Here is a 26601-nt window from a genome sequence, read left to right on the forward strand (position 1 = left end):
ATGGCACCCACCCTTGCGCGCGCGCGAGCGGCGGGGCAAGCCGACAGCCGGTCCATCACCCGTTCGTCCGATCTGCACGGTGCAAAGGTCTAGCCGGGAGTGGCTTGACAGGGGATTCGCCACACCCTGCCCGATTGGGAGTCTTGCTGCCGCAGACGCCCGTCTGCCCACCTTGTTGGTCTCGAAAGGACTCACAGACATGACCAAGTTCGTCGCCAAGCTCCAGGCCCGCCTCGCCACCCGCGAGCAGGGCGCCACCGCCGTCGAGTACGGCCTGATGGTCGCGCTCATCGCCATCGTCATCATCGCCGCGGTCACCCTCCTCGGTGGCAACCTCAAGGGCCTCTTCCAGAACGTGGCCACCTCGGTCTGACCGCGCATCCCGACAGACGCAACTGTCAGCAGGATCCGCCGGCTGACACCTCGGAGGGAGAAGCCAGTGTTCAAGTCCATCAAGCGGTTCGCAGTGCGTGACGAGAAGGGTGCGACAGCCGTCGAGTACGGCCTCATGGTCGCACTGATCGCCATCGTCATCATCGCCGCGGTCACCCTTCTGGGTGGCAACCTCAACAGCCTGTTCAACTCGGTCGCCACCAGCGTCTGAGACACACGAGCGGCATCGACGGGTCGTATGCCGCGCACCCGAGGAGAGGTCATGCACGTCTTTGTCAGCACTGATGGTCTCGTCCAGGACGAGACCGTCCGGGACGGTTCCTCTCGGCAGTCATGGGTGCGCGGTCTCCGCGGTCGCCGGGGCGCCAGCCTCGACGACCGCGGAGCGACCGCCGTGGAGTACGCCATCATGGTCAGCCTCATCGCTGTCGTCATCGTCAGTGCAGTCGCGCTGTTCGGGCAGAACATGGTCCAGCTGTTCGGCGTGCCTAGCAGCGCGCTCTGATGCGAACTCGCCTTCGCGCCGGCCTCGGCGAACGCGGCGCAGCAGCCGTCGAGATGGCGCTCGTCCTGCCAGTTCTGCTGCTGATCCTGGGAGGCGTCATCGACTTCGGCCGGATGTACCTGGGTGAGGTCATCGTCACCAACGCGGCGCGGGACGGCGCCCGCATGGCTGCGACGAAGGCCTACAGCTCGGCGGATGTGGACCTCCAGGCCCGCAAGGCCACCGGTGGCCTGACACCGTTCGTCGCCCCGGGGGTGACCGTGACCACCTGGCCCGGCAATGGAGCAACCGGCACCACTGTCTGCCAGGTCGACACCAGTCCCGGCTCGTCCAGTGCTCCGGTGGCCAAGGTGACGGTTACCGCCACGAACTTCCGGTGGCTGATGCTCAACGTCGTCCCCCGGCTGGTCGGCGGGAACATCGCCCCACCGACCATCACTGCCACTGCTTCGATGCAGTGCTCGTAGAGGAGACACGATGCACGGCATCCTCATCATGACCCGCTTGGCGCGACTGGCCGGGCGGCCGGCGGCCGGCGAGCGCGGAGCGGTGGCAACCATCGTCGCCATCCTCCTCGGCGGCTGTGTCCTCTTCGGCATGGCGGCTCTCGCGGTGGACGTGGGTGGCCTCATGTTCGAGCGACGCCAGCTGCAGAACGGTGCCGACAGTGCCACCTCGAGCATGGCCATGGCTTGCGCCCGGGACGCTGCGAAGTGCACCGACACCGCAGGCAGTACGACCGCCCAGGACGTGGCGGCCCTCAACAACAAGAACAACACCCGCGACCAGGTGGGCGGCGTGCAAGGTGCGTGCGGCAACTCCGTAGCCGTGGCCCAGGCGGTGGCGAAGGGTGCCGCGCTCACGCTGTGTCCCACGACCACCCTTGGCGGTCCGGACTGTCCGCCAGTCCCTCCGGCCGTGACTGCCAAGGGACTTCCGTACGTGGAGGTCCGCACGGTGACCAAGGAGGCCAATGGTTCCTCCGGCATCACCAACTGGTTCTCGAAGGCCAACGGCGGCCAGGCCCAGAGCACTGTGAGCGCCTGCGCACGGGCCGCATGGGGCCCGGTCAACCCGGGGACACTGAACGTGCTGCCCGTCATCATCTCGTACTGCGACTGGAAGAACCAGACAGGGTACAACCCGTTGACCCCAGGCAACCCCCTGCTGTATCCGCCGGGCCCGGACAACACCACCACCTACGGCTACGGATCCGCCACAAACCCCTGGCCGGCGGGCAGCTGGGAGCGGGCCGTCTACACCAAGGGAAATGACACGACCTGCCCCAACTGGAACGGCCACACCGCCCCGGGTGGGTTCTCGGTCATCGACAACGCCTCCTGCACTGTGATGACCAGTGACGACTCGTGGTACCACGGCACCCCCGGTAGCTCTGCGCCCTGTGACCCGGCCATCTTCCACGCCTTCCTGGGCAAGGTGGTCTACGTCCCGGTGTTCGACTGCATGAGCTACCAGACCTGGCCGGCCTACACGACCACGGATCCGCCGGGCGGGTGCAACTCGGGAAACGGGAGCAACACCTACTACCGCGTGATGAACTACGCGGCCTTCTACCTCACGGGTTGGTACTTCTCCAGTGACCCGCAGAGCTCGATCAACCCCAACAACCCCTTTCCCGGGGGCAATCCCTGCACCGGGGGGGACCGCTGCATGTCGGGCTTCTTCCTGAAGGACCTCATCACCAAGGCCGACCTGCAGGACCTCCTGAACAACCCGCCCGGACCGCAGCCCCCCAACACCGGTCTCCAGGCCGCTGTCAACATCGGATAGGAACCCAGCAACCATGGGACGTCGCGTCATCGCCATCTTCGCAGCCGCTGTCATCGCCCTCGTCGGCGTCGCGGCCGTGCTGCTCTACGCCCGAGGAGCTGACAGCCGCGCGGTGGCGGCGAACCAGCCCACCACCGTGTACGTGTCCAAGGCACTGGTGCCTGCGTCCACGGTGCTCAAGGACGCCGTCCGCGCCGGCTTGATCGTGCGGACGCAGGTCGCGGCCAAGGCAGCTCCAGCTGGCGCTCTCACGCAGGTCGACGACACCAACGGAGCCTTGGTGGCAGTCACGGACATCGCTCCGGGGGAGTACCTCCAGGCAGCGCGCTTCGGCAAGACCCCCACGGGGTCGAAGGCGATCGAGGTGCCGCAGGGCATGCTCGCGATCTCGCTGCAGCTCTCGGACCCCGCGCGTGTCGGCAGCTTCGTGACTCCGGGTAGCCACATCGCCATCTTCGACACCTACAACATCAAGGCCATCGGCGCCGACGCCAAGTCGAAGGCGCTCAACGAGGCAGGGGTCAGCGGCACCAGCCTGATCATGGACAACGTGCTCGTGATCGGCATGGGCGACTCGGCCCTCAACCCGGGACAGACGGCCGCGGCCTCCGCCGAGGACCCCAAGGCAGCTGCCGCTGCGCCCGCGGGCGGTGCTCCCGCCTTCCTGGTGACCGTCGCGGTCAGCCCGAAGGACTCGACGAAGCTGGTCCACGCCATCCAGAAGGGAGTCCTCTACGCGGGCCTCCGAAGTGCGGACCTCAAGATGGGCACGGTCCCGCGTGCGGATGACCTCAACCTCGTCGACCTGAGCGGGCTGGGCAAGTGACCCTTCTCTGGGACGCCGACCCCGGCGCCGTCGAACGGTTCCAGGTCGCGCTGGGTGGGGTCGCCCGGCACGACTCCCCGGCGGCCCTGAGCCGTGCGCTCGAGGCAGACTCCACCGAGTTCCTCGTCATCATCGGTCCGGACGTAGACCTCGGTTCGGCGTGCGACTTCTCCGAGAGCGTGAGGATCCAGCGGCCAGAGGTGGGCGTGATCCTCACCCGCCGCCGGGTGGACGTCGCGGTGCTGGCCCAGTCCCTGCGCGCCGGCGTGCGCGAGGTCGTCCAGGCCGACGACCTGACGTCGCTCGCGGACGCAGCCCGCCGCAGCCGCGAGATCTCGCAGAAGGTTGCCGGGCACACGACCACGGACGCGAGTCGCGACGGCAAGGTCATCACGGTCTTCTCTGCCAAGGGCGGGGTGGGCAAGACGACCTTCTCCACCAACATCGCGGCCTACCTCGCGACCGCCGGGTCCAAGGTGCTGCTCGTCGACCTCGACCTGGCCTTCGGGGACGTCGCGATCAGCCTGCAGATGTTGCCCACCACGTCGATCATGGACCTGGTCGGCATGGCGGGGCACATCGACGAGCAGGGACTCGCCTCGGTGGTCACCCGTCACAGCAGCGGGCTCGACGCTGCTGCGGCCCCGTCCGACCCGAGCGACGCGGACCGCATCCCGGGCAGCACCATCAGCGAGCTGCTCCGGGTGGCCAAGTCGGTGTACGACTTCGTCATCATCGACACGCCTCCTGCGTTCACGGAACATGTGCTCGCAGCCTTCGACAACAGCGACCTCCTCGTCCTCATCGCGACCCTGGACATCCCGGCGGTGAAGAACCTGCGCCTCAGCCTGGACACCCTGGACCTGCTCGGCACCCCCAAGGACTCCCGCCTGGTGGTCCTCAACCGGTCCGACGCCAAGGTGGGCTTGCGCGCCGAGGACGTGGTGACCGCGATCCGGCAGGACATCGCCCTCATGGTGCCTACGAGCCCTGCCGTGCCGGCGTCGGTCAACAAGGGTGTGCCGCTCGTCATCGACGAGCCACGGCACCCGGTCAGCGTGGCCTTCAAGGAGCTGACCGAGAAGTTCCTGCGCAATCCCGGCTCGCCCGAGAGCCGCGCGGAGGCCAAGGTCGACGCCGGGCCGCAGCGCCGTTGGAGCCTCACCCGAGGGGGTAAGTGATGAGCCTCGCAGACCGTCTCGACAGCGTGCGGCGCGCCGCCCAGCCGAACCTCCCCGAGACGCACGCCAAGGCGGCAGGCCAGCAGGTGCAGGAGCGCCACCGCATCGTCGACCCCTTTGCCACGGTCAAGGCCAGTGTGCACCAGGCCCTTCTCGACTCCCTGGGCCCGCAGCTGTACGACCCCCACCTGGACCAGAACGAGCTCGAGACCCGGGTCCGGCACACCCTCCAGGAGGTCATCGACCAGGAGGAGACGCCGCTCTCCCTGTCCGACCGCACGCGCATCGCTCAAGAGGTGTCCGACGAGATCCTCGGCCATGGTCCGCTCGAGCCCCTGCTTCGAGACAGTGAGATCTCCGAGATCATGGTCAACGGTGCCGACTCCATCTACGTGGAGCGCGCCGGCAAGCTCTATCCGGTCGACACACACTTCTCCAGCGAGGCCCACCTCCGCCGCACCATCGACAAGATCGTGGGACGCGTCGGACGGCGGGTCGACGAGGCCAGCCCGCTCGTGGACGCACGCCTCCCCGACGGCTCCCGTGTCAACGCCGTCATCCCGCCCATCGCGCTCGACGGCGCGATGCTCACCATCCGCAAGTTCTCCACCGACCCCTTCACCGACCGCGACCTCATCGCGTTCGGGACCTTCACGCAGCGGGGTCGGGACTTCCTCGACGCCTGTGTCCGTGGCCGGCGGAACATCATCATCTCCGGAGGCACGGGCTCGGGTAAGACCACCCTGCTCAACGTGGTGTCCTCCTTCATCCCCGAGGACGAGCGCATCGTCACCATCGAGGACGCGGCCGAGCTCCAGCTGCGCCAGGACCACGTCCTGCGCCTGGAGTCGCGTCCGTCCAACATCGAGGGCAAGGGCGCCATCCCCATCCGCGAGCTGGTCAAGAACTCGCTGCGTATGCGGCCCGACCGCATCGTCGTCGGTGAGATCCGAGACGGCGCCGCGCTCGACATGCTGCAGGCCATGAACACCGGTCATGACGGCTCGATCACCACGGTCCACGCCAACAGCCCGCGCGACAGCCTCTCCCGCCTGGAGACCCTCGTCCTCATGGCCGGCGTGGACCTCCCGGTGCGCGCGATCCGCGAGCAGGTGGCCGGTGCTGTCGACCTGGTGATCCAGCAGGCCCGACTCAAGGACGGCTCGCGCCGCATCGTCGCGATCAGCGAGGTCTCCGGGATGGAGGGCGACATCATCACGATGCAGGACATCTTCACGTTCAACTACTCCGCCGGGCGCGACGAGCAGGGTCGGTTCCGCGGCACCTTGGTGAGCACGGGCCTGCGCCCCAAGTTCGCTGAGGAGCTCCACGACCTGGGCATCGACTTCGCCCCCGACATGTTCGTTCGGGGCGTCTAGTGGAGAGGAATGTCCTTCGACGGGTCCGGCGTGGCGTGGCTGCCGTGGGCGCAGGCGCGCTGGTGGGCGCACTGTTGGGCTGGGGCGCTGCCATGGCGGCGGGTCAGCCAGTCCCGGCGTCGCTGAGCTCCCTCGCGCATGAAGGTGATGACGTGACGGGGGTCCTCAGCGTCCGGGGCGGTCTGGAAGCGCTCACCATCGACGCCGCCTCCCTGAGTGCCACTGTCGGCGGCAAGACGTACCCGGTCAGCACTCGTCCGCAGTCGTCGTCGCGCCGAGCGACGATGCTCGTGGTGGACACGAGCGGCTCCATGGGCGAGCCAGGCATGCAGGTCGTCCGCAGCTCCGTGGCGGCGTTCCTGGCGGATGCCCCCAAGGACGTCGCCGTTGGCCTCATCTCGTTCGCCGGCACCGCCGGGGTCGATGTCGCACCGACCGCCAACCGCGCTCTGGTCCAGAAGGAAGTCAACGCGCTGAAGGCCCGGGGCGAGACCTCGCTCTACGACGCGGTCGCGCTGGCGACGACCGCGTTGGCCGGGTACGACGACCGCAGCATCATCCTGCTCAGCGATGGGGGGGACACAGCCAGCCGGAAGGCCACCCGGAACACCGCGACCGCTGCACTGGGCAAGTTCGACGTCCGCACGGAGGCCATCGCCTTCAAGACGGCGGAGAGCGACGGCTCGGTGCTGAAGGGCTTCGCCTCGGCCGGCGGTGGCAGCGTGGCGGCAGCGAACGACGCCGCGGCGGTGAAGGCGGCCTTCGAGGCGGCCGCCAACGTCCTCGACTCGCAGGTGAGCTTCACGATCCGGCCCGATGCCGGGCTGAGCGCCGTGGTGCCCGTGTCGATTTCTGGTTCGGCCGGCGGGCGGTCGTTCGTCGCCCAGGCCTCGGTCGACTTCGGCGCCGCACCACCCGCCCCTGTCGCGACCGCCCCGCCCGTCGTGGCGGACGCGGGTGCGGCTCCCGCGCTGGCACGACTGAAGGCACCCGGTGGTGTCAACATCGTCCTGCTCGCCGGGGTTGCTGCCCTCTTCCTTGGCCTCGTCGTCCTGTTCATCGCCCTCGTCGCCCCGCAACTGAGGTCGGGACGATCCAAGCGGGTCGAGACCATCGAGCGCTACGTCAACCCGACGACCGCCATGCCTCTTTCGGGCGCGACGGGCTCCTCGACCAGCCTGTCGGCCAACCTCGTCAACCTGGGTGACAAGGTGATGGAGGGACGAGAGTCGACGAGCAAGACCATGGCGCTCATCGAACGCGCAGACCTGCCCCTCCGGGCCGGTGAGTGGTGGGTGTTGCGGATCGTCGCGGTGGTTGTCACCACTGCGGTCGTCATGCTCCTGATGCGCGGGGGACTGGTCATGACGGCGGTCTCCATGATCCTGGGTGTCCTCGCCGGCGTCGCCCTCCCCTCGTTGGTGCTGCGGTTCCTGGCCAAGCGGCGGTCCAAGAAGTTCGAGGCCCAGCTCCCGGACGTGCTCACGCTGGTGGCGTCCAGCCTCTCCACCGGCTTCTCGCTTCTCCAAGCCCTGGACGCTGTGGCCAAGGACGCAGCGGAGCCTGCTGCGAAGGAGTTCGGACGGGCGCTGGCCGAGACTCGCATCGGTGCCGACATCAGCGAGTCGCTGGAGCGGATGGCCGAGCGGACCGGCAGCGTCAACATGAAGTGGACCACCATGGCGATCCGGATCCAGCGGGAGGTCGGCGGCAACCTCGCCGAGACCCTCAGGACCACCGCGACGACCCTTCGAGAACGTGAGGCGCTCCAGCGGCACGTCAGGGCTCTGTCCGCCGAGGGCAAGCTGTCTGCCTACATCCTGATCGGGCTCCCCATCGGCATCTTCTTCTACACGATGCAGACCAACCGGGAGTACGTCGAGCTGCTCTGGACGCGTCCCCTCGGGATCGCCATGTTGGTGGCTGGTGTCCTCTCATTGACCGCCGGAGTGTTCTGGATGCGTAAAGTCGTGGATGTGCAGGTGTGATGATGACGTCAGTTCTCCTCCTTGTCGGACTGGTCTGCGTCGCCGCGGGCCTGGTCACCATCGTCATGGCGGTCACCGCCGGCGCCGGAGAGGCGACCGGCGTTGCGCGCTCGCTCGCGCTCATCGAGCGCACCGTGGACGCCCAGGAAGTGGGCAAGGCCGACTTGCCGGCCTTCGAGCGTCTCGCGGTGCCCATGCTCCGAGGCCTGCGAGGCATCGCCTACCGCCTGTCACCCGAGGGAACCTCGGACAAGATGACGCGTCGCCTCGACCTCGCCGGCAACCCCCAGGGGTGGACCGCCGAGCGGATCATGGGGGGCAAGGGCATCGGCGTCTTCGTGGGCGCACTGCTCGGTCTGCTCTTCGGTGGCTTCAGTCTCCGTGGCGTGCTGTTCGCCGCGATCGGCGCCGTCCTGCTGTTCTTCGTACCTGACCTGCTGCTGTACAACTTGGGCCTCAAGCGACAGGACGAACTGCGACGGGGCCTCGCTGACGCCCTCGACATGCTCACCGTCTGTGTCGAAGCTGGTCAAGGTTTCGACGCAGCGCTGCTCCAAGTGGCCCGGTCAGTCGACGGCCCCATCGCGGGGGAGTTCGCCCGCGTCTTGTCGGAGGTGCAGATCGGCAAGTCGCGGGGCGAGGCGTTCTCCTCCCTGGCCAACCGGACGACCGTTCCGGAGGCCAAGAACTTCGTGAGCGCCCTCGTCCAGGCCGATCGGCTCGGCCTGCCCATCGGGAACGTGCTTCGGGAACAGTCGAACCAGATGCGCCTGGTCCGCCGTCAGCTGGCGGAGGAGAAGGCCCAGAAGGTGCCGGTGAAGATCCTCTTCCCGATGTTGCTGTGCATTTTCCCGGCTCTGTTCATCGTGATCATCGGTCCGGGCGCCATTCGGATCGTGGACACCTTCAGCGCCATGTGAGTGCCCAGCGCGAACAGCACGACGGGAGCGTGTCCGCCGCGGCGGACACCCTCCCGTCGTGCTGTTCCAGCGGCTCTCGTCGCATGTCGAGGACGCCGGAGTGGAAACGGGCCTCAGCGGTTGACCTGGCCCACCGACTCCGCCTTGACAAGCCCCAGACGCAGAGCGGCCATCACGGCCGACGCGCGGTTGTGGGCGCCGAGCTTCTCGTAGACCTTCGACACGTGGGTCTTCACGGTGGACTCGCTCATGTAGAGCCGCTTGGCCACTGCCGCGATGGAGTCGCCGGCGACGAGGCGGTCCAGCACCTCGGCCTCCCGCGGGGTGAGCCGCGGCTTGTCGTTGGAGTCGCGCCGACGCAGGGCTTCGGCGAGCCCGGTGGCCATGAACGCGTCCGGAGCCACGGCCGCCCGGCGCACGGCCGCGATGACCTCGTCGGAAGGTGCCGACTTCAGCACGAGGGCCGACGCCCCGAGGTCGAGCGCCTCGAGCAGCGTCTCGTCGTCGTTGTGCATCGTCAGCACGACGATGCCCAGGCGGGGAGAGGCCTCGCGCGCGGCGCGGGCCAGGACGAGGCCGGAGCCGTCCGGCATCGACACGTCGACGACGAGGACATGGATGAGGTTGGCAGCGAGCACGGCCTTGCCCTCGGCGATCCCGCCAGCCTGGCCGACCACCTTGAGGTCGTCCTCGCTGTCGATCATCCGGCACACCGCCTCACGGACGAGGGTGTGGTCGTCGATCACCACGACGTTGATGGTCATGACGGTTGGGGGATCCTTTCGTTCGACAAGGTTGCCGACGGAGCGCCGCCGCGGCCCCGCATGCGCATGCGGATGGCGACGCCGTCACCAGCGTAGGGCTCGACGACGATCTCGCCGCCGAGCCCGGTCAGGGGGTTGTCGGTGAAGTCACGCTCGGTGAGGGAGCTGGTGCCGTTGTGGCCCATCCAGAGCTCGACTCGCGGTGCCGCCACGTTGAGCCGCACCTCGACCATGGTGGCGTTGAGCGAGTGCCGGGCGTCGGCGAGCACCTGGAGGAACAACCGGTAGATGAGCACCTCGGTGTGCGCCGGGAGCCGGAACCCGTTCTCGCTCAGGTGCATCCGCGTCGTGACGCCGGAGCTGGAGCCGAAGTTCTGCAGCCTCGCCCCGATCATCGCGCCCAGCCCGGTGTCGGGTCGCACCGCGATCCGCAGGTCGGCGATGTGCAGGCGCAGGTCCGCCAGCACCCGGGAAACCTCCTCGCGCAGGCCGTCGAGGTCGTCGGCGAGGGGCGAGCCCTGGGTGCGCGCGATGCGGCGCAGCGAGTCGATCCCGAAGCCGAGGGCGACCATCTCCTGGGCGATGCCGTCGTGCATCTCCCGCGCCAGGCGCTCCCGCTCCTCCAGGCCGGCGCGCTCACGCAGGCCCGCGAAGAGCACCGAGAGGTCGATGTTCGTGGAGTGCTGCGAGCCGACCCCGATCGCGGCGTCGAGGTCGCTCTCGGTGAACGGAGTGACGAGGGGCCGGTCCGCGACGAGCAGCCCCATGCGCTGGCCGTTCTCGTCGTGGAGCGGCACCGCCAGCAGGGACCGACCGACGAGGTCCTCCGTCCACTCCGTCAGGGTGGCGACCCCGTCGTTCCAGGCCGGAGCGAGGACGGAGCCCGGCTCGGTGGGGTCCGGCCACGGGGTGCGGTCTGCTCCGCGGATGGCGAGGGGGACGGCGGGGTCGGTGCCGTAGCCCACGAGCACCGCGCTGCGCGCCGCCCGCATCCGGCTGGCGAGGTCCTGCAGGGCCATCTCGGCCGAGGCCGGTGCGTCGAAGCCGGTGTCGAGGGTGTCGGCGAGCTCGTGCAGCCGGCGCAGGAGCAGCCCGGCCTCCGCCGCGACGTTCGCGTCGACCGGGGGCGCTTCGGGCTCGAGCGCGTGCGACCAGGCGCCCAACATGCCGAACAGCAGGGCCAGCAGGACGGCCAGTCCGATGCTGACGGCCTCGGCGGTGTCCAGGCGATGGAGCTGCCAGGCGGTCAGCAGGGCGACCGGAGCGCTGAGGACGGGGACGATGACCGCTCCGCGGTGCCGGAACCTCGTGCCCGCGTGGTAGGCCGGGATGAGGACGAGCAGCTTCGCCCAGCCGCCGGTGAACCCCATCGCCAGACCGGCGATGACGGTCGAGCCGCACAACAGCGCCCACACCTGCGCGCGGCGCACGGCGGTGTCGAGGACCGTGAGGTAGGCAAGCCCGGCCGCCGTGAGGTCCAGGGTGAGGACGAGCAGGATCCAGGGAAGACCGGCGAGGAGGTCGCCGTCGATGTACGCGAACATGCCCGCGAGCAGGGCGAATGCCAGGCGGAGCCTGGTGGACACCGCGAGGTGTGGCATCCACGTCATGTGTGCCTCCTGTCTCACCCGGCTCCGTCGCCCCGCTGTCCACAGGCCGGTCCACAGCCTAGTCGCGTCCACACGCCCACGTCGCCTGATCGCCCCGAACACACGCGTCCGAGACGATCGGCGGGTGTGCGTGACCGGTGCCCTGCGCAGCCTCGTGGACCTCGCCCTGCCACCGTCGTGCGCCGCCTGCGGCACTCCGGACGACGGGCTCTGCCCCCGGTGCCGGGCCGACCTGGAGCAGGGCCGGTGGCCCGACGGTCCGCGCCGGGTGGCGCCGGACCCGTGCCCCACGGCACTGCCGCCCGTCGTCGCCTGCACGCCCTTCGCCGGCGCCGCGGCCCGCCTGGTCGTGGCCCACAAGGACCGCGACCGCAGGGACTGCACCCCCCTCCTCGCCGAGCTCCTCTCGGCGAGCATCGAGGCCGTGCTCGTACTCGACCCGCGGGTGCGCCGTGCCCTGGCGGGTGGCAATGGTCCGGTGCTCGTGGTGCCCGTACCCTCCTCGGCCCGGGCGCGGCGAGCCCGGGGTGACGCGCCGCTCGTGACGCTGGCGCGCCGGGCCGTCGCCGGGTTCGGCCCCCGGGAGGTGGTGCTGGGCCAGGTCCTCGCCGTCCGCCGGAGGGTGGCCGACCAGGCGGGCCTGGGCGCCCGCGAGCGCGCCGCCAACCTCGAGCACGCGCTGGTCGTCCGCCCCGGTTGCGAGGATGCGGTGGCGCGCTCGCCCTGCCTCCTCGTCGACGACGTCCTCACCACGGGTGCGACGCTCGCGGAGGCGGCTCGGGCCTTGCGCTCAGCAGGGGCCCGTGACGTCGCGGCGGCCGTCGTCTGCGCCACCGAACGCCGGCGCGGCCCGCGGGTCGTGCCTCGGCCGGCCCCCTCCGGAACCCCTCGGTAAACGTGGGGTCAGATGCGCTGTCGGAAACCTCGTGGACCAACTACCGTCGGTACATGGCCCCCCTGGCCCCCGTGCTGGACACGACCGCAGGGCGTCGCGGACCTCGTCCGTCAGGCGCCCCGGCGAGGGGAGCAGGAACCTCCTCCGCGCCAGGTGGGGGGTGGTGTCGCGGCTGACGCTCCGGGGTCCCGCCGCTCCCGACACCCCCATCCGCCGTAACCATGGAGGACACCGTGGAAATTGTCGTCACCGGACGTCACATGCAGGTCTCGGACCGTTTCCGTGCCCACCTCGACGAGAAGCTGGCGAAGATCCCGCAGCTCGCGCCCCGCGCCCAGCGGGTCGACGTCGTGGTGAGTCACGAGCCCAACAAGCGCCAGGCGAAGGCGTGCGAGCGGGTCGAGATCACCTGCCATGTGAAGGGCCCCATCGTGCGGGCCGAAGCCTGCCTGGACGACAAGTACGGAGCGCTGGACCTCGCCATGGACAAGCTCATGGAGCGATTGCGACGCGCGCAGGACCGCAAGCGCGTCCACCGTGGCCGGCACGCCCCGGAGTCACTCGCCGAGGCGAGCGCCCGGTTCGAGTCGAACGGGACCGCGCTCGAGGCCGATGACAGTGCGACAGGGGAGCAGGACGACCCCTTCGGCACGCAGGGCAACTCCCCGATCGAGGTCCGCGAGAAGGTCCACGCCTCGACGCCCATGGGGCTCGACCAGGCCGTCCGGGAGATGGAGCTGGTCGGCCACGACTTCTACCTCTACCACGACATGGACACCGGGCAGCCGAGCGTGGTCTACCGGCGCCGGGGCTGGTCCTACGGCGTCATCCACCTCGACGTCGCCGAGCCCGACGCCGACCGGAAGGTCTCCTGACCGCAGGACCTCCGCTGACCTGCGCCGACGGCGTCTCATGACAGAATGCGCGGGTGACCGACGACCCGCAGGCCGCGCCCGTTGCCGACCCCATCCGGGTCGTCATCGCGGACGACCACGTGCTGTACCGGCGCGGGCTGCAGATGGTGGTCTCCCAGGACGACGACATCGAGATCGTCGGTGAGGCCGGGGACGGCAAGGAGGCGGTCGACCGGGTGGTCGAGCTGCTGCCCGACGTCGTCCTCATGGACGTGCGGATGCCGCACACCTCCGGCATCGAGGCGTGCCAGCGGATCAAGTCCCAGGTCCCCTCGACCAAGATCATCATGCTCACGATGTCCGACGAGGAGTCCGACCTCTACGAGGCCGTCAAGGCCGGCGCCAACGGTTACCTCCTCAAGGACGTCCCCGGCGAGGAGATCGCCGACGGCGTCCGGGCGGTGCACAACGGGGACTCCCTCATCTCGCCCTCCATGGCCTCCAAGCTGCTGGCCGAGTTCGCCCAGATGAGCCGCCGCCAGGGTGAGCGTCCGTCCGCGGTCGGCGCGCCCCGCCTCACCGAGCGTGAGCTCGAGGTGCTGCGCCTGGTCGCCCGTGGCCTGGCCAACAAGGAGATCGCGCACGACCTGTTCATCTCCGAGAACACCGTGAAGAACCACGTCCGCAACATCCTCGAGAAGCTCCAGCTGCACTCGCGGATGGAGGCGGCGATGTATGCCGTGCGCGAGAACCTCCTCGAACCCGACGAATGACCGGCCCTGCCCCGCTGCGCCTCACGAAGGCCCAGGCGCGGCGGATAGCCCTGGCGGCGCAGGGCTTCCTCGACCGTCGTCCCGAGCCGGGCACGGCGACAGCGCGGCACCTCCAGCGCGTCGTCGAACGGGTCCAGGTCGTCCAGATCGACAGCGTCAACGTGGTCACGCGCAGCCAGTACCTGCCCTTCTTCTCCCGGCTCGGGCCCTACGACACCGCCCTGCTCGACCGGGCCCGGGACCGCGCCCCACGGCGGCTCGTCGAGTACTGGGCCCACGAGGCGAGCCTGGTCCCGCCGACCACGTGGCCCCTGCTGGACTTCCGGATGCGACGGGCGCTGGCCGACTCGTGGGGTGGGATGCAGCGGGTCGCCCGCGACCACCCCGACCTGGTCGAGGCGGTCTTCACCGAGGTCGTGACGCGCGGCCCGGTCACCTCCCGGGAGCTCGAGGCGGCCCTCGAGCACGACCTGCCCCGGTCCCGCGACCAGTGGGGCTGGAACTGGTCGCTGGTCAAGAGCGCCCTCGAGCACCTCTTCTGGTCGGGCCGCATCTCCTCGGCCGGGCGTACCCAGCAGTTCGAGCGCCGGTATGCCTCGCTCGAGCGGGTGCTGCCGAAGCCGGTGCTCGCCGTGGCGGCTCGCCCCGAGGACCGCCCCGACGACGCCAGTGCCTTCCGCGCGCTGGTCGAGCTCTCCGCCCGCGCGCACGGGGTCGGGACCGAGCAGTGCCTGCGCGACTACTTCCGGCTCAAGCCGGAGCAGGCGCGCCCGGCCATCGAGACGCTCGTCGCCGACGGAGTGCTCCGCCCCGCCACCATCGAGGGTTGGCGCCGGCCGGCATACCTGCACGTCGACGCGCGCCGTCCCAGGAAGGTGCAGGCGCGCGCCCTCCTCAGCCCGTTCGACTCGCTCATCTGGCAGCGCGAGCGGACCGCGGCGCTGTTCGGCTTCGACTACCGGCTCGAGATCTACGTGCCTGCCGCGCAACGGGTGCACGGCTACTACGTGCTGCCCTTCCTGTTCGGCGAGCACCTCGTGGCGCGCTGCGACCTCAAGGCCGACCGGGCCGCCGGTGTCCTGCGGGTGCACGCGGTCCACTGGGAGCCCGGTGCGCCACCGGAGGCCGGTCCGGCCCTCCACGCCGAGCTCGCGTCACTCGCCGGCTGGTTGGGCCTGCCTGGTGTCGTCGGGCAGGTCGTCGACGGCCTCGGCTGAGGCCGGCTCCGCGCGCAGGAGCAGCACGGCGAGGTCGTCCTCGAGCACCCCGCCGTGGAAGTCGCGGACCGCGCCGAGCAGGGCCTCCAGGACCCGCTCCGACGGATGGGCGGCCTGGCGGGTGAGCACGGACTCCACCCGCCCCGTCCCGAACATCGCCTGCCCCCGTCGGGACTCGACCAGCCCGTCGGTGAAGGCGCACAGCAGGTCGCCGGGCCGGAGCACGAGGGTGGTGTCGTGCAGCTCGGGGTCCTCGAGCAGGCCCAGGACGGTCCCGGGCACTCCGTGCTCCCCGCTGCCGACTCCTGGCTGCACCACGATGGGCAGCGGGTGCCCGGCCAGGCAGAAAGTGAGCCGCACCCCGTCGTCGAGCGGCTCGACCTGCCCGTAGACGACGGTGCAGAACTGCTCCGGGTGGGTGGCCTCGAGCAGGCGGGTGTTGACCGACCGCAGGGTGCGGCTGGGTCGGTGCCGGGCCTCGGCGAGGGCACGGATCGTGTACCGGGCAGCGGCGCTGACGGCCGCCGCCTGCGCCCCCTTCCCGCTGACGTCACCCAGCACGAAGCCCCAGGTCCGCGGGCCGAGCGCGAAGACGTCCAGGAAGTCACCCCCGACCTCGCCGCCGTCACCGGCCGGGTGGTACGCGCTCGCGACCTCGCAGCCCGGGACCGTGGGCAGGCGCCCGGGCACCATGCTGGCCTGCAGGGCCGTCGCGACGCGTCGCTGCTCGGCGAGCACCCGCTGCAGCTCGGTCCTGGCCCGGACCCGGTCGGTCACCTCGCGCAGGACGATCAGCTCGCCGGCCGGGCGTCCGGCCCCGTCGGCGAGCTGCTGGCGCTGCACGTCGAAGGAACGCTCGCCCGACGCGTCCTCGATGTGGACCTCCGGCGCACCGCCGTCCGGCGTCGCCACGGCGAAGCGGACCTCGTGCGGCAGGACGTCGGTCAGCCGGCGCCCGACCAGCGAGGACCGCGTGGCCGACAGGAGCGAGGCCGCGGCCGGGTTGACGTCCGCCACGCGCCCGAAGGCGTCGAGCACGAGGACGGCGTCGGCCATGGTCTCGACGACGGCGCTGCGGGCCAGCGGGGCGAGGTCGGTGATCCGCTCCCGGAACAGCCCCCAGACCAGGACCCCGCCGGTCAGGCTGAAGGCGAAGGGGGTGAGGTCGATGCGGGCGAAGACCCCCACGCCCCCGTTGTGCAGGAAGTTCGCGACCCACGGCAGGAGCCCCGCGGCCATCAGCAGCAGGGCCAGCCGGCGGTAGGTGCGGGCCAGCCGCACCATGCTCGTCATGAACAGCACGGTCGCGACGACCAGCAGCGCGTTGACGTAGACGAGGTGCACCCAGAAGAGGGGACCGGTCGCGACGACGACGAGCTGGTCGGGGGCCACGCGGGCGGGGTAGTGGTGCACCAGGTCGTGGGTCGCCGGGACGGCGAGGGCGGCCATGACCACGACGGGCTCGACCGCCAGCAGGAGCAGCAGCCGGCGCGTGACCCGGTGGCCGCGACCGGTGTACTGCAACACGAAGCACAGGAACGACGGGCCGAGCAGGCTCACGCCGAGGTACTTCAGGTCACCCCACAGCGACTTGGTCGCGACCGCGACCGAGGCGAGCTCCACGGCATACGCCAGTCCCCACCAGGCCACGGAGCCGAGGACGGCTGCCAGGCTCCAGCCGGTGGGGGTGTCCCGGCGCCAGGCGGCGTACAGCGCGAGCACGGCCAGCAGGGTGCCCGCCACCGCCATCGACACCGCGAGCAGCTCCAGCATGCACGACCCCCTCGCGAGGCTCCTGCCCCCACCACCACAGCCCGTCCCCTTGAGCACACCGTAACCGGTGCGGGGCCGGCTCCGGAGGCGAAGTGACGGAAACGAGACCCGCGGCGTCGACGCCGACACCGGCAGCGCTGGTCGAAGCGCCAGCGGCTGGCGGGAACCGCGCGGGTGTTGTCCGGATCAGGCTGTCCCGGGCGTCCGCGTGGCAGATAGCCTGCGCAGGTGAGTTTTCCTGCCGTGACGACGCCGGCCACCCGAGCTCCCCGGACCGCAGGACGCCGTGCGTGGTGGGTCGCGCTGGTCGTGCTCGGCGCGCTGGTGGCCGCGGCCGGCTTCCGGTCCTCGACGGGCGCCCTCCTCGTGCCGCTGGAGACGGAGTTCGGGTGGTCCCGCGCGACCACCTCCGGCGCGGTGACCGCCAACCTGGTCGTCTACGGGCTCACCGCGCCGTTCGCCGCCGCCCTCATGGAGCGGTTCGGCATCCGCTCGGTCGTGGTCGCCGCGCTCGCCCTCGTGGCGGCCGGCTCGGGGCTGACCACCGTCATGACCGAGCCGTGGCAGCTGTGGCTGCTCTGGGGGCTGGCGATCGGGGTCGGCACCGGCGCGATGGCCCTGGTGCTCGGCTCGGTGGTGGCCAACCGGTGGTTCGTCGAGTCGCGCCGCGGACTGGTGACCGGGGTGTTCTCCGCCGCCGGGGCGGCCGGTCAGCTCGTCTTCCTGCCCGGGATCGCCGCGCTCGCCACCGGCCCCGGATGGCGCTGGGCGGCCCTGGTGGTCAGCGCCGCCTCGCTCGTGCTCGTGCCGCTCGTGCTGCTCGTCGTGCGCAACCACCCAGCCGACCTGGGGCTGGCACCCTACGGCTCCGAGCCCGGGGCGGACCCCGAACCGGCTCCGTCGCGCCACCTGCCCGGGCCGGGTCCTGCCCGCCTCGCGCTGGCGACGCTCCGGTCGAGCACCAGGTCACGCACGTTCTGGATCCTCTTCGCGACGTTCTGGATCTGCGGCTGGTCCACCAACGGCCTCATCGGCACCCACTTCATCCCGGCCGCCCACGACCACGGGATGCCGGAGACGACCGCCGCAGGCCTGCTCGCCCTCGTCGGCGTGTTCGACCTCGTCGGGACCATCGCCTCCGGGTGGCTCACCGACAAAGTCGACCCGCGCCTCCTGCTCTGCGGGTACTACGGGTTCCGCGGGCTGTCCCTGCTCTTCGTGCCGGCGCTGCTCGGGCCGGACCTGCACCCCAGCCTGTTCCTGTTCATCGTCTTCTACGGGCTGGACTGGGTGGCGACGGTGCCCCCGACCATCGCCCTGTGCCGGCGCCACTTCGGCGTCGCCCGCTCCAGCGTGGTGTTCGGCTGGGTGTTCGCCGCCCACATGGTGGGCGCCGGGGTGGCCGCCTCGTATGCCGGGTGGGTGCGCCAGGCCACCGGGGACTACTACACCGCGTGGCTGACCGCCGGGGGCCTGTGCCTCTTCGCCGCCCTGGCCTGCCTCGCGATCTCGCGGTCGCCCGGCGAGGAGCGCGACGCCGCGCCGCTCGAGGAGGCCGAGGTCGCGGCCCTGGCCTGAGGTGCGGCGGGGCAGCCCGTCTGGTGGGGTGGGGCCATGAGCGAGACCACGGTGAAGGACAACCCCGACCTCAGCCGCTACGAGGCCTACGTCGACGGCACTCTCGCCGGCTTCGCGGCATACCGGTTCTCCGGGGGCCACATCGTCTTCACCCACACGGAGGTGGACGACGCGTACGAGGGGCAGGGGGTCGGCAGCGAGCTGGCGCGTGGGGCGCTGGACCAGGTGCGCGCGGCGGGGGAGCACGACGTCGTCGCGATGTGCCCCTTCATCGCCGCCTGGATCGAGCGCCACCCCGACTACCAGGACCTCGTCGCACCGTAGCCGCGCCGGGGCGCCGCCCTGCCGGAACCGCCCGGGCGGGCGCCGCGTTGGCGCTCCGGGGGAGTGTTCCCCCTGACGTGCGTCCGACGGGCGGACAGGGTCGACTAACCTAGTGCGGGCCGCCGGCGCATCCGTCGCCGGAGGCCGCGAACTTCCAGGAGAGACTGCGTGTCCAAGATCGTCGAAAAGCTGCTGCGTGCCGGTGAGGGACGCATCCTCAAGAAGCTCCAAGGCATCGCCGCCCAGGTGAACGCCATCGAGGAGGACTTCGAGAAGCTCACCGACGCCGAGCTGCGCGCCGAGACCGACGTCTTCCGCAAGCGCCTCGCCGACGGGGAGACTCTCGACGAGATCCTCCCCGAGGCGTTCGCGGCCGTGCGCGAGGCCGCCAAGCGGACCATCGGCAAGCGGCACTTCGACGTCCAGCTCATGGGTGGCGCGGCCCTGCACCTCGGGAACGTCGCCGAGATGAAGACCGGTGAGGGCAAGACCCTCGTCGCGACGCTGCCGTCCTACCTCAACGCCCTCGAGGGCAAGGGCGTGCACGTCGTCACGGTCAACGACTACCTCGCGGAGTACCAGTCCGAGCTCATGGGCCGCGTCCACCGCGCCCTCGGCCTCGAGACCGGCGTGATCCTGTCGGCGATGACCCCCGAGCAGCGACGCGCCGAGTACGCCAAGGACATCACGTACGGCACGAACAACGAGTTCGGCTTCGACTACCTGCGCGACAACATGGCCTGGACCATGGACGAGCTCGTCCAGCGCGGCCACAACTTCGCGATCGTCGACGAGGTCGACTCGATCCTCATCGACGAGGCCCGCACGCCGCTCATCATCAGCGGTCCCGCCGACGCGGCGACCAAGTGGTACACCGAGTTCGCGCGCATCGCCCAGCGGCTGACGCGCGGCGAGCTCGAGTCCGGCCAGGGCGACTACGAGGTCGACGAGAAGAAGAAGACCGTCGGCGTCCTCGAGGCCGGCATCGCCAAGGTCGAGGACTACCTCGGCATCGACAACCTCTACGAGTCCGTCAACACCCCGCTCATCGGCTACCTGAACAACGCCATCAAGGCGAAGGAGCTGTTCAAGCGGGACAAGGACTACGTCAACATGAACGGCGAGATCCTCATCGTCGACGAGCACACCGGCCGCATCCTCGCGGGCCGGCGCTACAACGAGGGGATGCACCAGGCGATCGAGGCGAAGGAGGGCGTCGAGATCCAGAACGAGAACCAGACGCTCGCCACGATCACCCTGCAGAACTACTTCCGCATGTACGACAAGCTCTCGGGCATGACGGGCACCGCCCAGACCGAGGCGGCCGAGCTGTACTCGATCTACAAGCTCGGCGTCGTCCCGATCCCGACGAACCGGCCGATGATCCGCATGGACCAGCCGGACCTCGTCTACCGCACCGAGGAGGCCAAGTTCTCCGCGGTGGTCGACGACCTCGTCGCCCGGCACAAGAAGGGACAGCCCGTCCTCGTCGGCACCACCTCGGTCGAGAAGAGCGAGTACCTCTCCGACCAGCTGCGCCGCAAGGGCGTCCCGCACGAGGTGCTCAACGCCAAGCAGCACGAGCGTGAGGCCGCGATCGTCGCGCAGGCCGGTCGCAAGGGTGCAGTCACCGTGGCCACCAACATGGCCGGTCGAGGCACCGACATCATGCTCGGCGGCAACCCCGAGTTCATGGCTGTCGCGGCGCTCAAGCAGCGCGGCCTCGACCCGGAGGAGACCCCGGAGGAGTACGAGGCTGCCTGGGACCAGGCGCTCGCCGAGGCCGAGGAGGCAGTCAAGGCCGAGCACGACGAGGTCACCGAGCTCGGCGGCCTGTACGTCCTGGGCACCGAGCGGCACGAGTCGCGCCGGATCGACAACCAGCTGCGGGGACGCTCCGGCCGCCAGGGCGACCCGGGCGAGTCCCGGTTCTACCTGTCGCTGCAGGACGACCTCATGCGCCTGTTCAACGCCGCCATGGTCGACCGGTTCATGACGACCGCCAAGATGGACGACGACGTGCCGATCGAGTCCAAGATGGTCAGCCGCTCGATCCAGAGCGCGCAGGGCCAGGTCGAGGGCCGCAACTTCGAGATCCGCAAGAACGTCCTCAAGTACGACGACGTGCTCAACCGGCAGCGGACCGTGATCTACGACGAGCGCCGGCGGGTGCTCGAGGGCGAGGACCTGCACGAGCAGATCCGCCACTTCGTCAACGACGTCATCGACGGGTACGTCGCGGCCGAGACCGCCGAGGGCTTCGCCGACGACTGGGACTACGACCGCCTCTGGACGGCGCTCAAGACGCTCTACCCGGTGTCCATCACGCCGGACGACGTCGCCGAGCTGGCCGGTGACCGCAGCGCGATCACGGCCGACCTGCTGCGCGAGCAGATCAGCTCCGACGCCCACCACGCCTACGACGCCCGCGAGGCCGAGCTCGGCGAGGAGGTCATGCGCGAGGTCGAGCGCCGCGTGGTGCTCTCGGTCCTGGACCGCAAGTGGCGCGAGCACCTCTACGAGATGGACTACCTGCAGGAGGGAATCGGCCTGCGGGCGATGGCCCAGCGCGACCCGCTCGTGGAGTACCAGCGCGAGGGCTTCCAGCTCTTCGAGGCGATGAACGAGTCGATCAAGGAGGAGTCGGTCGGCTACCTGTTCAACATCCAGGTCGAGGTGGACCACACCCACGAGGAGGCCGCCCCGGTCCAGCCGATGAGCGTGTCGGACATGCTCGCCGGGTCGGGTCTGTCGAGCTCCGAGGCCGAGCCCGAGGCAGTTGCCGCCGGGTCGGGCGCCGAGGGACAGCGGGACGACGCGCTGGCCCCGGCGCAGCTGCGGGCCGACGCCACCGCTCCCGGTGGGGCGGGGGAGCAGGCGCAGCCGGCGTTCCGTGCCAAGGGGCTCGAGCAGCCGGAGCGACGTCCGCAGCAGCTGCAGTACTCGGCCCCCACCGAGACCGGTGACGTCGAGCACCGCGCGGTCGGCACCGCCTCGGACACCCTGACCGCCGAGCAGCTGCGCGGCGCCTCGCGCAACGGTCCCTGTCCCTGCGGCTCGGGCAAGAAGTTCAAGATGTGCCACGGGAAGAACCTCTGACGGGCGGGTCTCAGCCGACCTGGAGGGCCTCCACCCGCCAGCGACCGTCGAGGCCGACCATCCGGAACGCCAGCGCACGCACCCGGCCGCCGTCGACGACGACCGCGCTCGCCTCCGCCACCCCGTCCGCCGGCTCGCAGACCCGGACGCTGCGCACCACGGCGCGGCCGGCGGCCGGGACGCCGCGACGTCCCTCGGCGGCCGCACGCCGGGCCGACACGGCTGCGCGTCGGGCCACTACGGCATACACCTCCGGCACCGTCCACCGCAGCAGCTGAGGTGCCGGCCGGGAGCCGGACATGACCTCCACGAGGGCCTGGGCGACGTGACCCGCCCAGTCCCTCGGCTCGGGGAGGTCGTCGCGCCGGGTCGGGCGCGAGCCGAAGAGCTGCTCGTCGGTGAGGGTGTCGAAGTCCATCGCCAGCGCGCCCTGGACGTAGCGGGGGTCGTCGCCGGGGGCCTCGGGCCACCACTCCGTGTCGGGCAGCACCGGTGGGCGGTGCCTCGGTGCGGGGAGTACCCGCAGCGGCCGCAGCCGGGGACGCGACTGCGCCGTCGTGCCGGCCACCTGACCGGTCGCCGCGGCGCTCACCGGGTCACCGCCGCGTCGCGAGGCACGCTCAGCACCTGCCCGGGCAGGAGGAGGTCGGGATCTGCTCCGACGACCGAGCGGTTGGCCGCCCACCAGCGCGGCCACGCCTCGGCCACCTCGGCGTCGGTGGCCTCGGGGCCGAGGTGCCGGGCGACGATGGACCACAGGCTGTCGCCCCGCAGCACCACGACCTCGGCGGGGGCCTGGCGTCCCGGCCCGGCCACCAGGTGGGGCGCGGGCTGTGGCCGGACGACCGGTCGCGGGGGCACCCAACCCGGCACCGGCACCTCGCCGGTCACCGGCGCCTCGCCGGCCGCTGGCGGCTCCGGGCTCGCGGTCGGCTGCGGGCTCGCGGTCGGTGCGAACCCCGGTGCGGACGGATCATCCGTCGTCGGAGGCGACCAGGTGGGGGCGGGGGCGGACGCGGTGCTGACGGTGACGGGTGCGGTGGAGCTGAAGCCGGGGGCGGACGCGGTTCCCACGGCGACGGGCGCGGTGGCGCTGAACCCGGGGACCGGGGCCGGGGAAACCACGCCGGCGGCAGCTCCCGGGGCGACCACCCCGGTCACGCTCGCACCGACCAGGACCGTCGCCACGCGGCGGGCGAGGGCCGGTGACCAGGACCGGGACCACGCGTCGAGCCCGCGACCGAGACGCCCGGGCAGGTGCGCCAGGAGCGCGACCACGGCGGTCGCGGTGAGCCAGGCGCCGACGAGGACGGCGGCCAGCGCCAGCACCGCCGCGACGACCTCGTCGAGCCGCGCGGGTCCCGGCTCGAGCACGGTCCGCCACTGCAGGCGGCACGACACGACGAGCGCGGCCTCGAGCGCGGCCCCCACGGCGAGCACCGCCACGGCGCCCCCGATGACACGCCCGATCCGACGGCGTGTTCCCTCCACGTTTCCCCCTTGGCGTGTGTTTGCATGTGTTTGCCTTCGTTTGACCGTAGGCCACGACGGCCCGGCGTGGCAAGGGGAGATGTCGTACGCTCGCCGGCACGGCAAGGCCAGGGGGGACGGGATGCGCTGGGAGGACCTCTTCGCGGACCTGGAGTCGCAGTGGGACGCGGAGCACCGTCGCGAGCTCGACGCCGAGGTGGCGGACCGCACGCGGCGCGAGCGCGCGACGGTGGCGCTCGCGGACCGCTTGGCGGCGGCCGGCTCACGTACCGTGGGCGTGACGGTCCGGGACGGCTCGCGCCTGGGCGGCCGGGTGGTGGACGTCGGGGACGGGTGGTTCCTGCTGGGCGAGGACGGCCGGCCTCCGTGCCTGGTGCCGGTGGCGGCCGTGGCTGCGGTCACGGGTCTGGCGACGCGGGCCGCGACCGGGAGCGCGCTGCGTCGCTCGTTCGGACTGGGCTACGCCCTGCGTGGGCTGAGCCGGGACCGCAGCGTCGTCGCCCTGACCGACGCGACCGGGGCGGTCTGCACCGGCACGGTGGACGCCGTCGGGTCGGACCACCTCGAGCTGGCGGAGCACGCCGCTGACCTGCCGCGACGCCCCGAGAACGTCACCGCCACCCGGGTGGTGCCGTTCACCGCGATCGTCGTCGTGCGCCCCGCCTGAGCCCGGGCAGGGCTGGGGCAGGCGGGATGTGGGTGCGACGCCGGCCGGAGCACGAGGTGCGCGCAACGCTCGGGCCTGGGGCCCTACGCGCCGAGGCCGTGGCCGCGCCCCGTACGCAGGGAGGCCTGCAGCGGTCGTCCCGCGCGGGGGCCTGCCGAAGTGCTCGGGGTGGCGGGTCGGCGTCGAGGGGTCGGCTCAGTCCTGGCCCTGCCCGAACGGGTGGGCGGCGACGAAGCTCTTCGTCTCGTGGTACATGCGCTGGATGTAGCTCTCCAGCTCGGCCACCTCCACGCGCCACTGCCCGCGGCCCCCGACCTTGATCGCCGGCAGCTCGCCGGAGCGGACCAGGGCGTACGCCTGTGCCGAGGAGATGTCGAGCACCTCGGAGACCTCGGACAACTGGATGAAGCGCTTGGCCACGGCCAACCCCTCTCTTCGCCCCACTTGACTGGGAACTAACGTTCTCTTGACCAACTTTTTACCATGATCGTGCGGTGGCGTCCGGCTGGTCGAGGAATTCTCGCATCATCGGCCGTTCGGGGGAGTTGACGCCCCGGCCCTGTGGATGAGCCCGCGTGGTGTGGATTGGCCGGGCGGACGTGGCGTTCGGTGCGCCATGATGGCCGCCGGGGGACGGACCACACCGAGGGGGAAGACCGTGAGTGACCTGCCCGTGCCATCCGCCAGCCGGCTGCGCAGGCCGGGGTGGCGCGACACCCGCCTGCTCGTCGGCCTGCTGCTCGTGCTCGCCTCCGCCACCCTGGGCTCGTACGTCGTGGCCCACGCCGACGACCGCCAGCCCGTGTATGCCGCGGCCGGTGCGCTCGTGCCCGGCCAGCCGCTGACCGAGGACGACCTGATCCGCGTCGACGTCCAGCTGGGGTCGCACGCGACGCGCTACCTGCCGGCCACCGCGGGACTGGCCCCGGACCGGTACGTCCTGCGTGAGGTCCCGGCCGGCGAGCTGGTGCCGGCCTCGGCCGTGGGCGCGCGCGACCAGGTCGGGGTCCAGCCGCTCACCCTGGTCGTCGACGCCGGTGCGGCCGCGACCCTGCGCGTCGGCACGCGGGTCGACGTCTACGTGAACCCGATGGACCCGGCGGCGACCGGCTCCGCCAAGCGGTTCACCGGTCCCGAGCTGGCCCTCGAGGGCGTGTCGGTGGCGGGGCTGCCCAAGACGTCCGGGGGCCTGGGTGCGAGCACGGGCGCCGACCGCCCCATCCAGGTGATGGCGCCCCGGGACAGGATCAAGGAGATCATCGGGGCCGTCGACCTCGGGGCCCGGATCACGGTCGTCCCGGTGCCGGGCACCGGGGGCGCGCCGTGACCCGCAGCGTGCTCACTGCGCTCACGGGTGCGGAGGAGTCCGACGTCGTCACGGCGCTGGAGGGCACGTCGGGGTATGCCGTGGCCCGGCGCTGTGCGGACCTCGCCGACCTGCTCGCGTCCGCCGCGGCAGGGCTGGGTGACGTCGTGCTCGTGTCCGCCGACCTGCGCGCCCTCGACCGCCCGGCCCTGCACGAGCTGGCCCAGCACGGGCTCGGCGTCGCCGGGGTGGTGGCGCCCGGCGACGAGGCGGGCGAGCGCAGGCTGCGCCAGCTCGGCCTCGGCGTCGTGGTGCGGGCCGACGTCTCGGCCCCTGAGCTCCAGGACGCCCTCGACGAGACCGCGTCGGGCCTCGCAGACGTCGCCGAGGCCGACCCACCGGACGGCGGTCCGCCCGACCTGCCCACCGTGGAGCCGGGCCGGGTCCTGGCCGTGTGGGGCCCGACCGGCGCCCCCGGGCGCAGCACCGTCGCCCTCAACCTCGCCGCCGAGCTCGCCGTCGACGCGCCCACGTTGCTGGTCGACGCCGACACCTATGGCTCCTCGCTGGCGCAGGCGCTCGGGCTCCTCGACGAGGCGCCCGGGATGACGGCCGCCTGCCGCGCCGCGGACCAGGGATCCCTCGACCTGCTCGCCCTGGCCCGGCTGGCCCCCGAGGTCTCCACGGGCCTGCGCGTGCTGACCGGGACACCCCGGCCACACCGGTGGACCGAGCTGCGGGCGCCGTCGGTCGCGCAGGTCCTCACGATCGGGCGGCAGCTGGCCGCGCACGTCGTGGTCGACTGCGGGTTCTGCGTCGAGGACGACGAGGAGCTGTCCTACGACACGCTGGCCCCGCGCCGGAACGCCGCCACGCTCACGGCCCTGGAGGAGGCGGACGACCTGCTGGTCGTGGGTGCGGCCGACCCGATCGGCCTGCAACGACTGGTGCGCGCGGTCCAGGACCTCGCCTCCGTCCCCTCGCCGACCCCCACCGTGGTGGTCAACAAGGTGCGGGCGTCGGCCGTGGGTTCGCGCCCCGAACGCCGCATCGGCGAGGCCCTGGAGCGGTTCGCCGGGATGGACGACCTGGCGTACCTCCCGTGGGACCAGACCGCCCTGGACGGCGCCATGTTTGCGGGCGCCTCGCTGGTCGACCACGCTCCGCAGTCCGAGCTGCGGCGGGCGGTCCAGGCGCTGGCGTCCCGCTGGGCGGCCGACCCCGTGCCGGTCACGCGGCGGGGGCGCCGCTCCGCCCGCCGCTGACC

At 71.3% G+C, this 26601-nt stretch carries 26 protein-coding genes and 1 pseudogene; 21 read left to right on the forward strand and 6 right to left on the reverse strand.

Annotation, left to right across the window (positions count from 1 at the left end; translation table 11 throughout):
• Positions 1–199: 199 nt before the first annotated feature.
• From ACYVDO_RS01265 to ACYVDO_RS01310, 10 genes are all read left to right on the forward strand, one after another.
• Entirely contained in the window at positions 200–373 is a 174-nt protein-coding gene (locus ACYVDO_RS01265; RefSeq protein WP_460932224.1) for a Flp family type IVb pilin, read from the forward strand.
• A gap of 66 nt (positions 374–439) precedes the next feature.
• Complete coding sequence (locus tag ACYVDO_RS01270; protein ID WP_460932226.1) at positions 440–604, forward strand: Flp family type IVb pilin; 165 nt, start codon at positions 440–442, stop codon at positions 602–604.
• Between the two features lie 51 nt (positions 605–655).
• Complete coding sequence (locus tag ACYVDO_RS01275; RefSeq protein WP_460932228.1) at positions 656–898, forward strand: Flp family type IVb pilin; 243 nt, start codon at positions 656–658, stop codon at positions 896–898.
• Positions 898–1365, forward strand: coding sequence for a TadE/TadG family type IV pilus assembly protein (locus ACYVDO_RS01280; RefSeq protein WP_460932230.1), 468 nt, complete (start codon positions 898–900; stop codon positions 1363–1365). Before ACYVDO_RS01275 ends, ACYVDO_RS01280 begins: the two co-directional genes overlap by 1 nt.
• Positions 1366–1375: 10 nt before the next feature.
• Positions 1376–2689: a pilus assembly protein TadG-related protein gene (locus tag ACYVDO_RS01285; RefSeq protein ID WP_460932232.1), complete on the forward strand. Its 1314-nt coding sequence runs from the start codon at positions 1376–1378 to the stop codon at positions 2687–2689.
• Between the two features lie 13 nt (positions 2690–2702).
• The gene (locus ACYVDO_RS01290; protein ID WP_460932233.1) at positions 2703–3515 is read left to right on the forward strand and encodes an RcpC/CpaB family pilus assembly protein; all 813 of its coding nucleotides are present in this window, start codon (positions 2703–2705) and stop codon (positions 3513–3515) included.
• On the forward strand, positions 3512–4696 hold the full coding sequence (locus ACYVDO_RS01295; RefSeq protein ID WP_460932235.1) for an AAA family ATPase: 1185 nt from the start codon (positions 3512–3514) through the stop codon (positions 4694–4696). Before ACYVDO_RS01290 ends, ACYVDO_RS01295 begins: the two co-directional genes overlap by 4 nt.
• Positions 4696–6075: a CpaF family protein gene (locus ACYVDO_RS01300; protein WP_460932237.1), complete on the forward strand. Its 1380-nt coding sequence runs from the start codon at positions 4696–4698 to the stop codon at positions 6073–6075. The genes ACYVDO_RS01295 and ACYVDO_RS01300 overlap by 1 nt, the downstream gene beginning before the upstream one ends.
• A gap of 152 nt (positions 6076–6227) precedes the next feature.
• Positions 6228–8063 carry a type II secretion system F family protein gene (locus tag ACYVDO_RS01305; RefSeq protein WP_460932239.1) on the forward strand — a complete coding sequence of 612 codons (1836 nt, stop codon included), beginning with the start codon at positions 6228–6230 and terminating at the stop codon, positions 8061–8063.
• On the forward strand, positions 8063–8983 hold the full coding sequence (locus ACYVDO_RS01310) for a type II secretion system F family protein (protein ID WP_460932666.1): 921 nt from the start codon (positions 8063–8065) through the stop codon (positions 8981–8983). Before ACYVDO_RS01305 ends, ACYVDO_RS01310 begins: the two co-directional genes overlap by 1 nt.
• A gap of 113 nt (positions 8984–9096) precedes the next feature.
• Here the strand turns inward: ACYVDO_RS01310 and ACYVDO_RS01315 are convergent, their stop codons facing one another.
• Entirely contained in the window at positions 9097–9747 is a 651-nt protein-coding gene (locus ACYVDO_RS01315) for a response regulator transcription factor (protein ID WP_460932241.1), read from the reverse strand.
• A complete protein-coding gene (locus ACYVDO_RS01320) occupies positions 9744–11357 on the reverse strand; it encodes a sensor histidine kinase (protein WP_460932243.1) in 1614 nt (537 codons plus the stop codon). Before ACYVDO_RS01320 ends, ACYVDO_RS01315 begins: the two co-directional genes overlap by 4 nt.
• Positions 11358–11487: 130 nt before the next feature.
• Here ACYVDO_RS01320 and ACYVDO_RS01325 point away from each other — a divergent pair, with 130 nt between their 5' ends.
• The 4 genes from ACYVDO_RS01325 (at position 11488) to ACYVDO_RS01340 (ending at position 15096) form a co-directional block, all read left to right on the forward strand.
• A complete protein-coding gene (locus ACYVDO_RS01325) occupies positions 11488–12252 on the forward strand; it encodes a ComF family protein (protein WP_460932244.1) in 765 nt (254 codons plus the stop codon).
• A gap of 233 nt (positions 12253–12485) precedes the next feature.
• Positions 12486–13127, forward strand: a complete 642-nt coding sequence (hpf, locus tag ACYVDO_RS01330; RefSeq protein WP_460932246.1) for a ribosome hibernation-promoting factor, HPF/YfiA family — start codon at positions 12486–12488, stop codon at positions 13125–13127.
• Between the two features lie 53 nt (positions 13128–13180).
• A complete protein-coding gene (locus ACYVDO_RS01335; RefSeq protein WP_460932248.1) occupies positions 13181–13879 on the forward strand; it encodes a response regulator in 699 nt (232 codons plus the stop codon).
• A complete protein-coding gene (locus ACYVDO_RS01340; protein WP_460932250.1) occupies positions 13876–15096 on the forward strand; it encodes a winged helix-turn-helix domain-containing protein in 1221 nt (406 codons plus the stop codon). The genes ACYVDO_RS01335 and ACYVDO_RS01340 overlap by 4 nt, the downstream gene beginning before the upstream one ends.
• Here the strand turns inward: ACYVDO_RS01340 and ACYVDO_RS01345 are convergent.
• Positions 15034–16869, reverse strand: coding sequence for a histidine kinase N-terminal 7TM domain-containing protein (locus ACYVDO_RS01345; protein WP_460932252.1), 1836 nt, complete (start codon positions 16867–16869; stop codon positions 15034–15036). The two genes, ACYVDO_RS01340 and ACYVDO_RS01345, sit on opposite strands and share 63 nt — an antisense overlap.
• A 228-nt stretch (positions 16870–17097) precedes the next feature.
• Here ACYVDO_RS01345 and ACYVDO_RS01350 point away from each other — a divergent pair, with 228 nt between their 5' ends.
• The 4 genes and pseudogenes from ACYVDO_RS01350 (at position 17098) to ACYVDO_RS01365 (ending at position 21870) form a co-directional block, all read left to right on the forward strand.
• On the forward strand, positions 17098–18447 hold the full coding sequence (locus ACYVDO_RS01350; protein WP_460932254.1) for an MFS transporter: 1350 nt from the start codon (positions 17098–17100) through the stop codon (positions 18445–18447).
• Positions 18448–18483: 36 nt separating this feature from the next.
• Positions 18484–18771 (forward strand): GNAT family N-acetyltransferase, encoded by a 288-nt coding sequence (locus ACYVDO_RS01355; RefSeq protein ID WP_460932256.1) that lies wholly within the window; start codon positions 18484–18486, stop codon positions 18769–18771.
• Between the two features lie 168 nt (positions 18772–18939).
• Positions 18940–21433: pseudogene (gene secA / locus ACYVDO_RS01360) on the forward strand (preprotein translocase subunit SecA); the annotation flags it as partial.
• A gap of 68 nt (positions 21434–21501) precedes the next feature.
• Entirely contained in the window at positions 21502–21870 is a 369-nt protein-coding gene (locus tag ACYVDO_RS01365) for an SEC-C metal-binding domain-containing protein (protein ID WP_460932667.1), read from the forward strand.
• A 10-nt stretch (positions 21871–21880) separates the two neighbouring features.
• Here the strand turns inward: ACYVDO_RS01365 and ACYVDO_RS01370 are convergent, their stop codons facing one another.
• Together ACYVDO_RS01370 and ACYVDO_RS01375 are read right to left on the reverse strand one after the other, a co-directional pair.
• Positions 21881–22462, reverse strand: coding sequence for an Rv3235 family protein (locus ACYVDO_RS01370; RefSeq protein ID WP_460932258.1), 582 nt, complete (start codon positions 22460–22462; stop codon positions 21881–21883).
• Positions 22459–23361: a LysM peptidoglycan-binding domain-containing protein gene (locus tag ACYVDO_RS01375; RefSeq protein WP_460932260.1), complete on the reverse strand. Its 903-nt coding sequence runs from the start codon at positions 23359–23361 to the stop codon at positions 22459–22461. The genes ACYVDO_RS01370 and ACYVDO_RS01375 overlap by 4 nt, the downstream gene beginning before the upstream one ends.
• Positions 23362–23440: 79 nt before the next feature.
• Between ACYVDO_RS01375 and ACYVDO_RS01380 the strand changes: the two genes are divergently transcribed.
• Positions 23441–24028, forward strand: coding sequence for a hypothetical protein (locus tag ACYVDO_RS01380; protein WP_460932262.1), 588 nt, complete (start codon positions 23441–23443; stop codon positions 24026–24028).
• 195 nt (positions 24029–24223) lie between these two features.
• Here the strand turns inward: ACYVDO_RS01380 and ACYVDO_RS01385 are convergent, their stop codons facing one another.
• A complete protein-coding gene (locus tag ACYVDO_RS01385) occupies positions 24224–24448 on the reverse strand; it encodes a helix-turn-helix domain-containing protein (RefSeq protein ID WP_460932264.1) in 225 nt (74 codons plus the stop codon).
• A gap of 238 nt (positions 24449–24686) precedes the next feature.
• Between ACYVDO_RS01385 and ACYVDO_RS01390 the strand changes: the two genes are divergently transcribed.
• Together ACYVDO_RS01390 and ACYVDO_RS01395 are read left to right on the forward strand one after the other, a co-directional pair.
• The gene (locus tag ACYVDO_RS01390) at positions 24687–25355 is read left to right on the forward strand and encodes an SAF domain-containing protein (RefSeq protein WP_460932266.1); all 669 of its coding nucleotides are present in this window, start codon (positions 24687–24689) and stop codon (positions 25353–25355) included.
• Positions 25352–26599, forward strand: a complete 1248-nt coding sequence (locus ACYVDO_RS01395; protein WP_460932268.1) for an AAA family ATPase — start codon at positions 25352–25354, stop codon at positions 26597–26599. The genes ACYVDO_RS01390 and ACYVDO_RS01395 overlap by 4 nt, the downstream gene beginning before the upstream one ends.
• Positions 26600–26601 lie beyond the last annotated feature (2 nt).

The organism is Phycicoccus ginsengisoli, assembly GCF_054779295.1.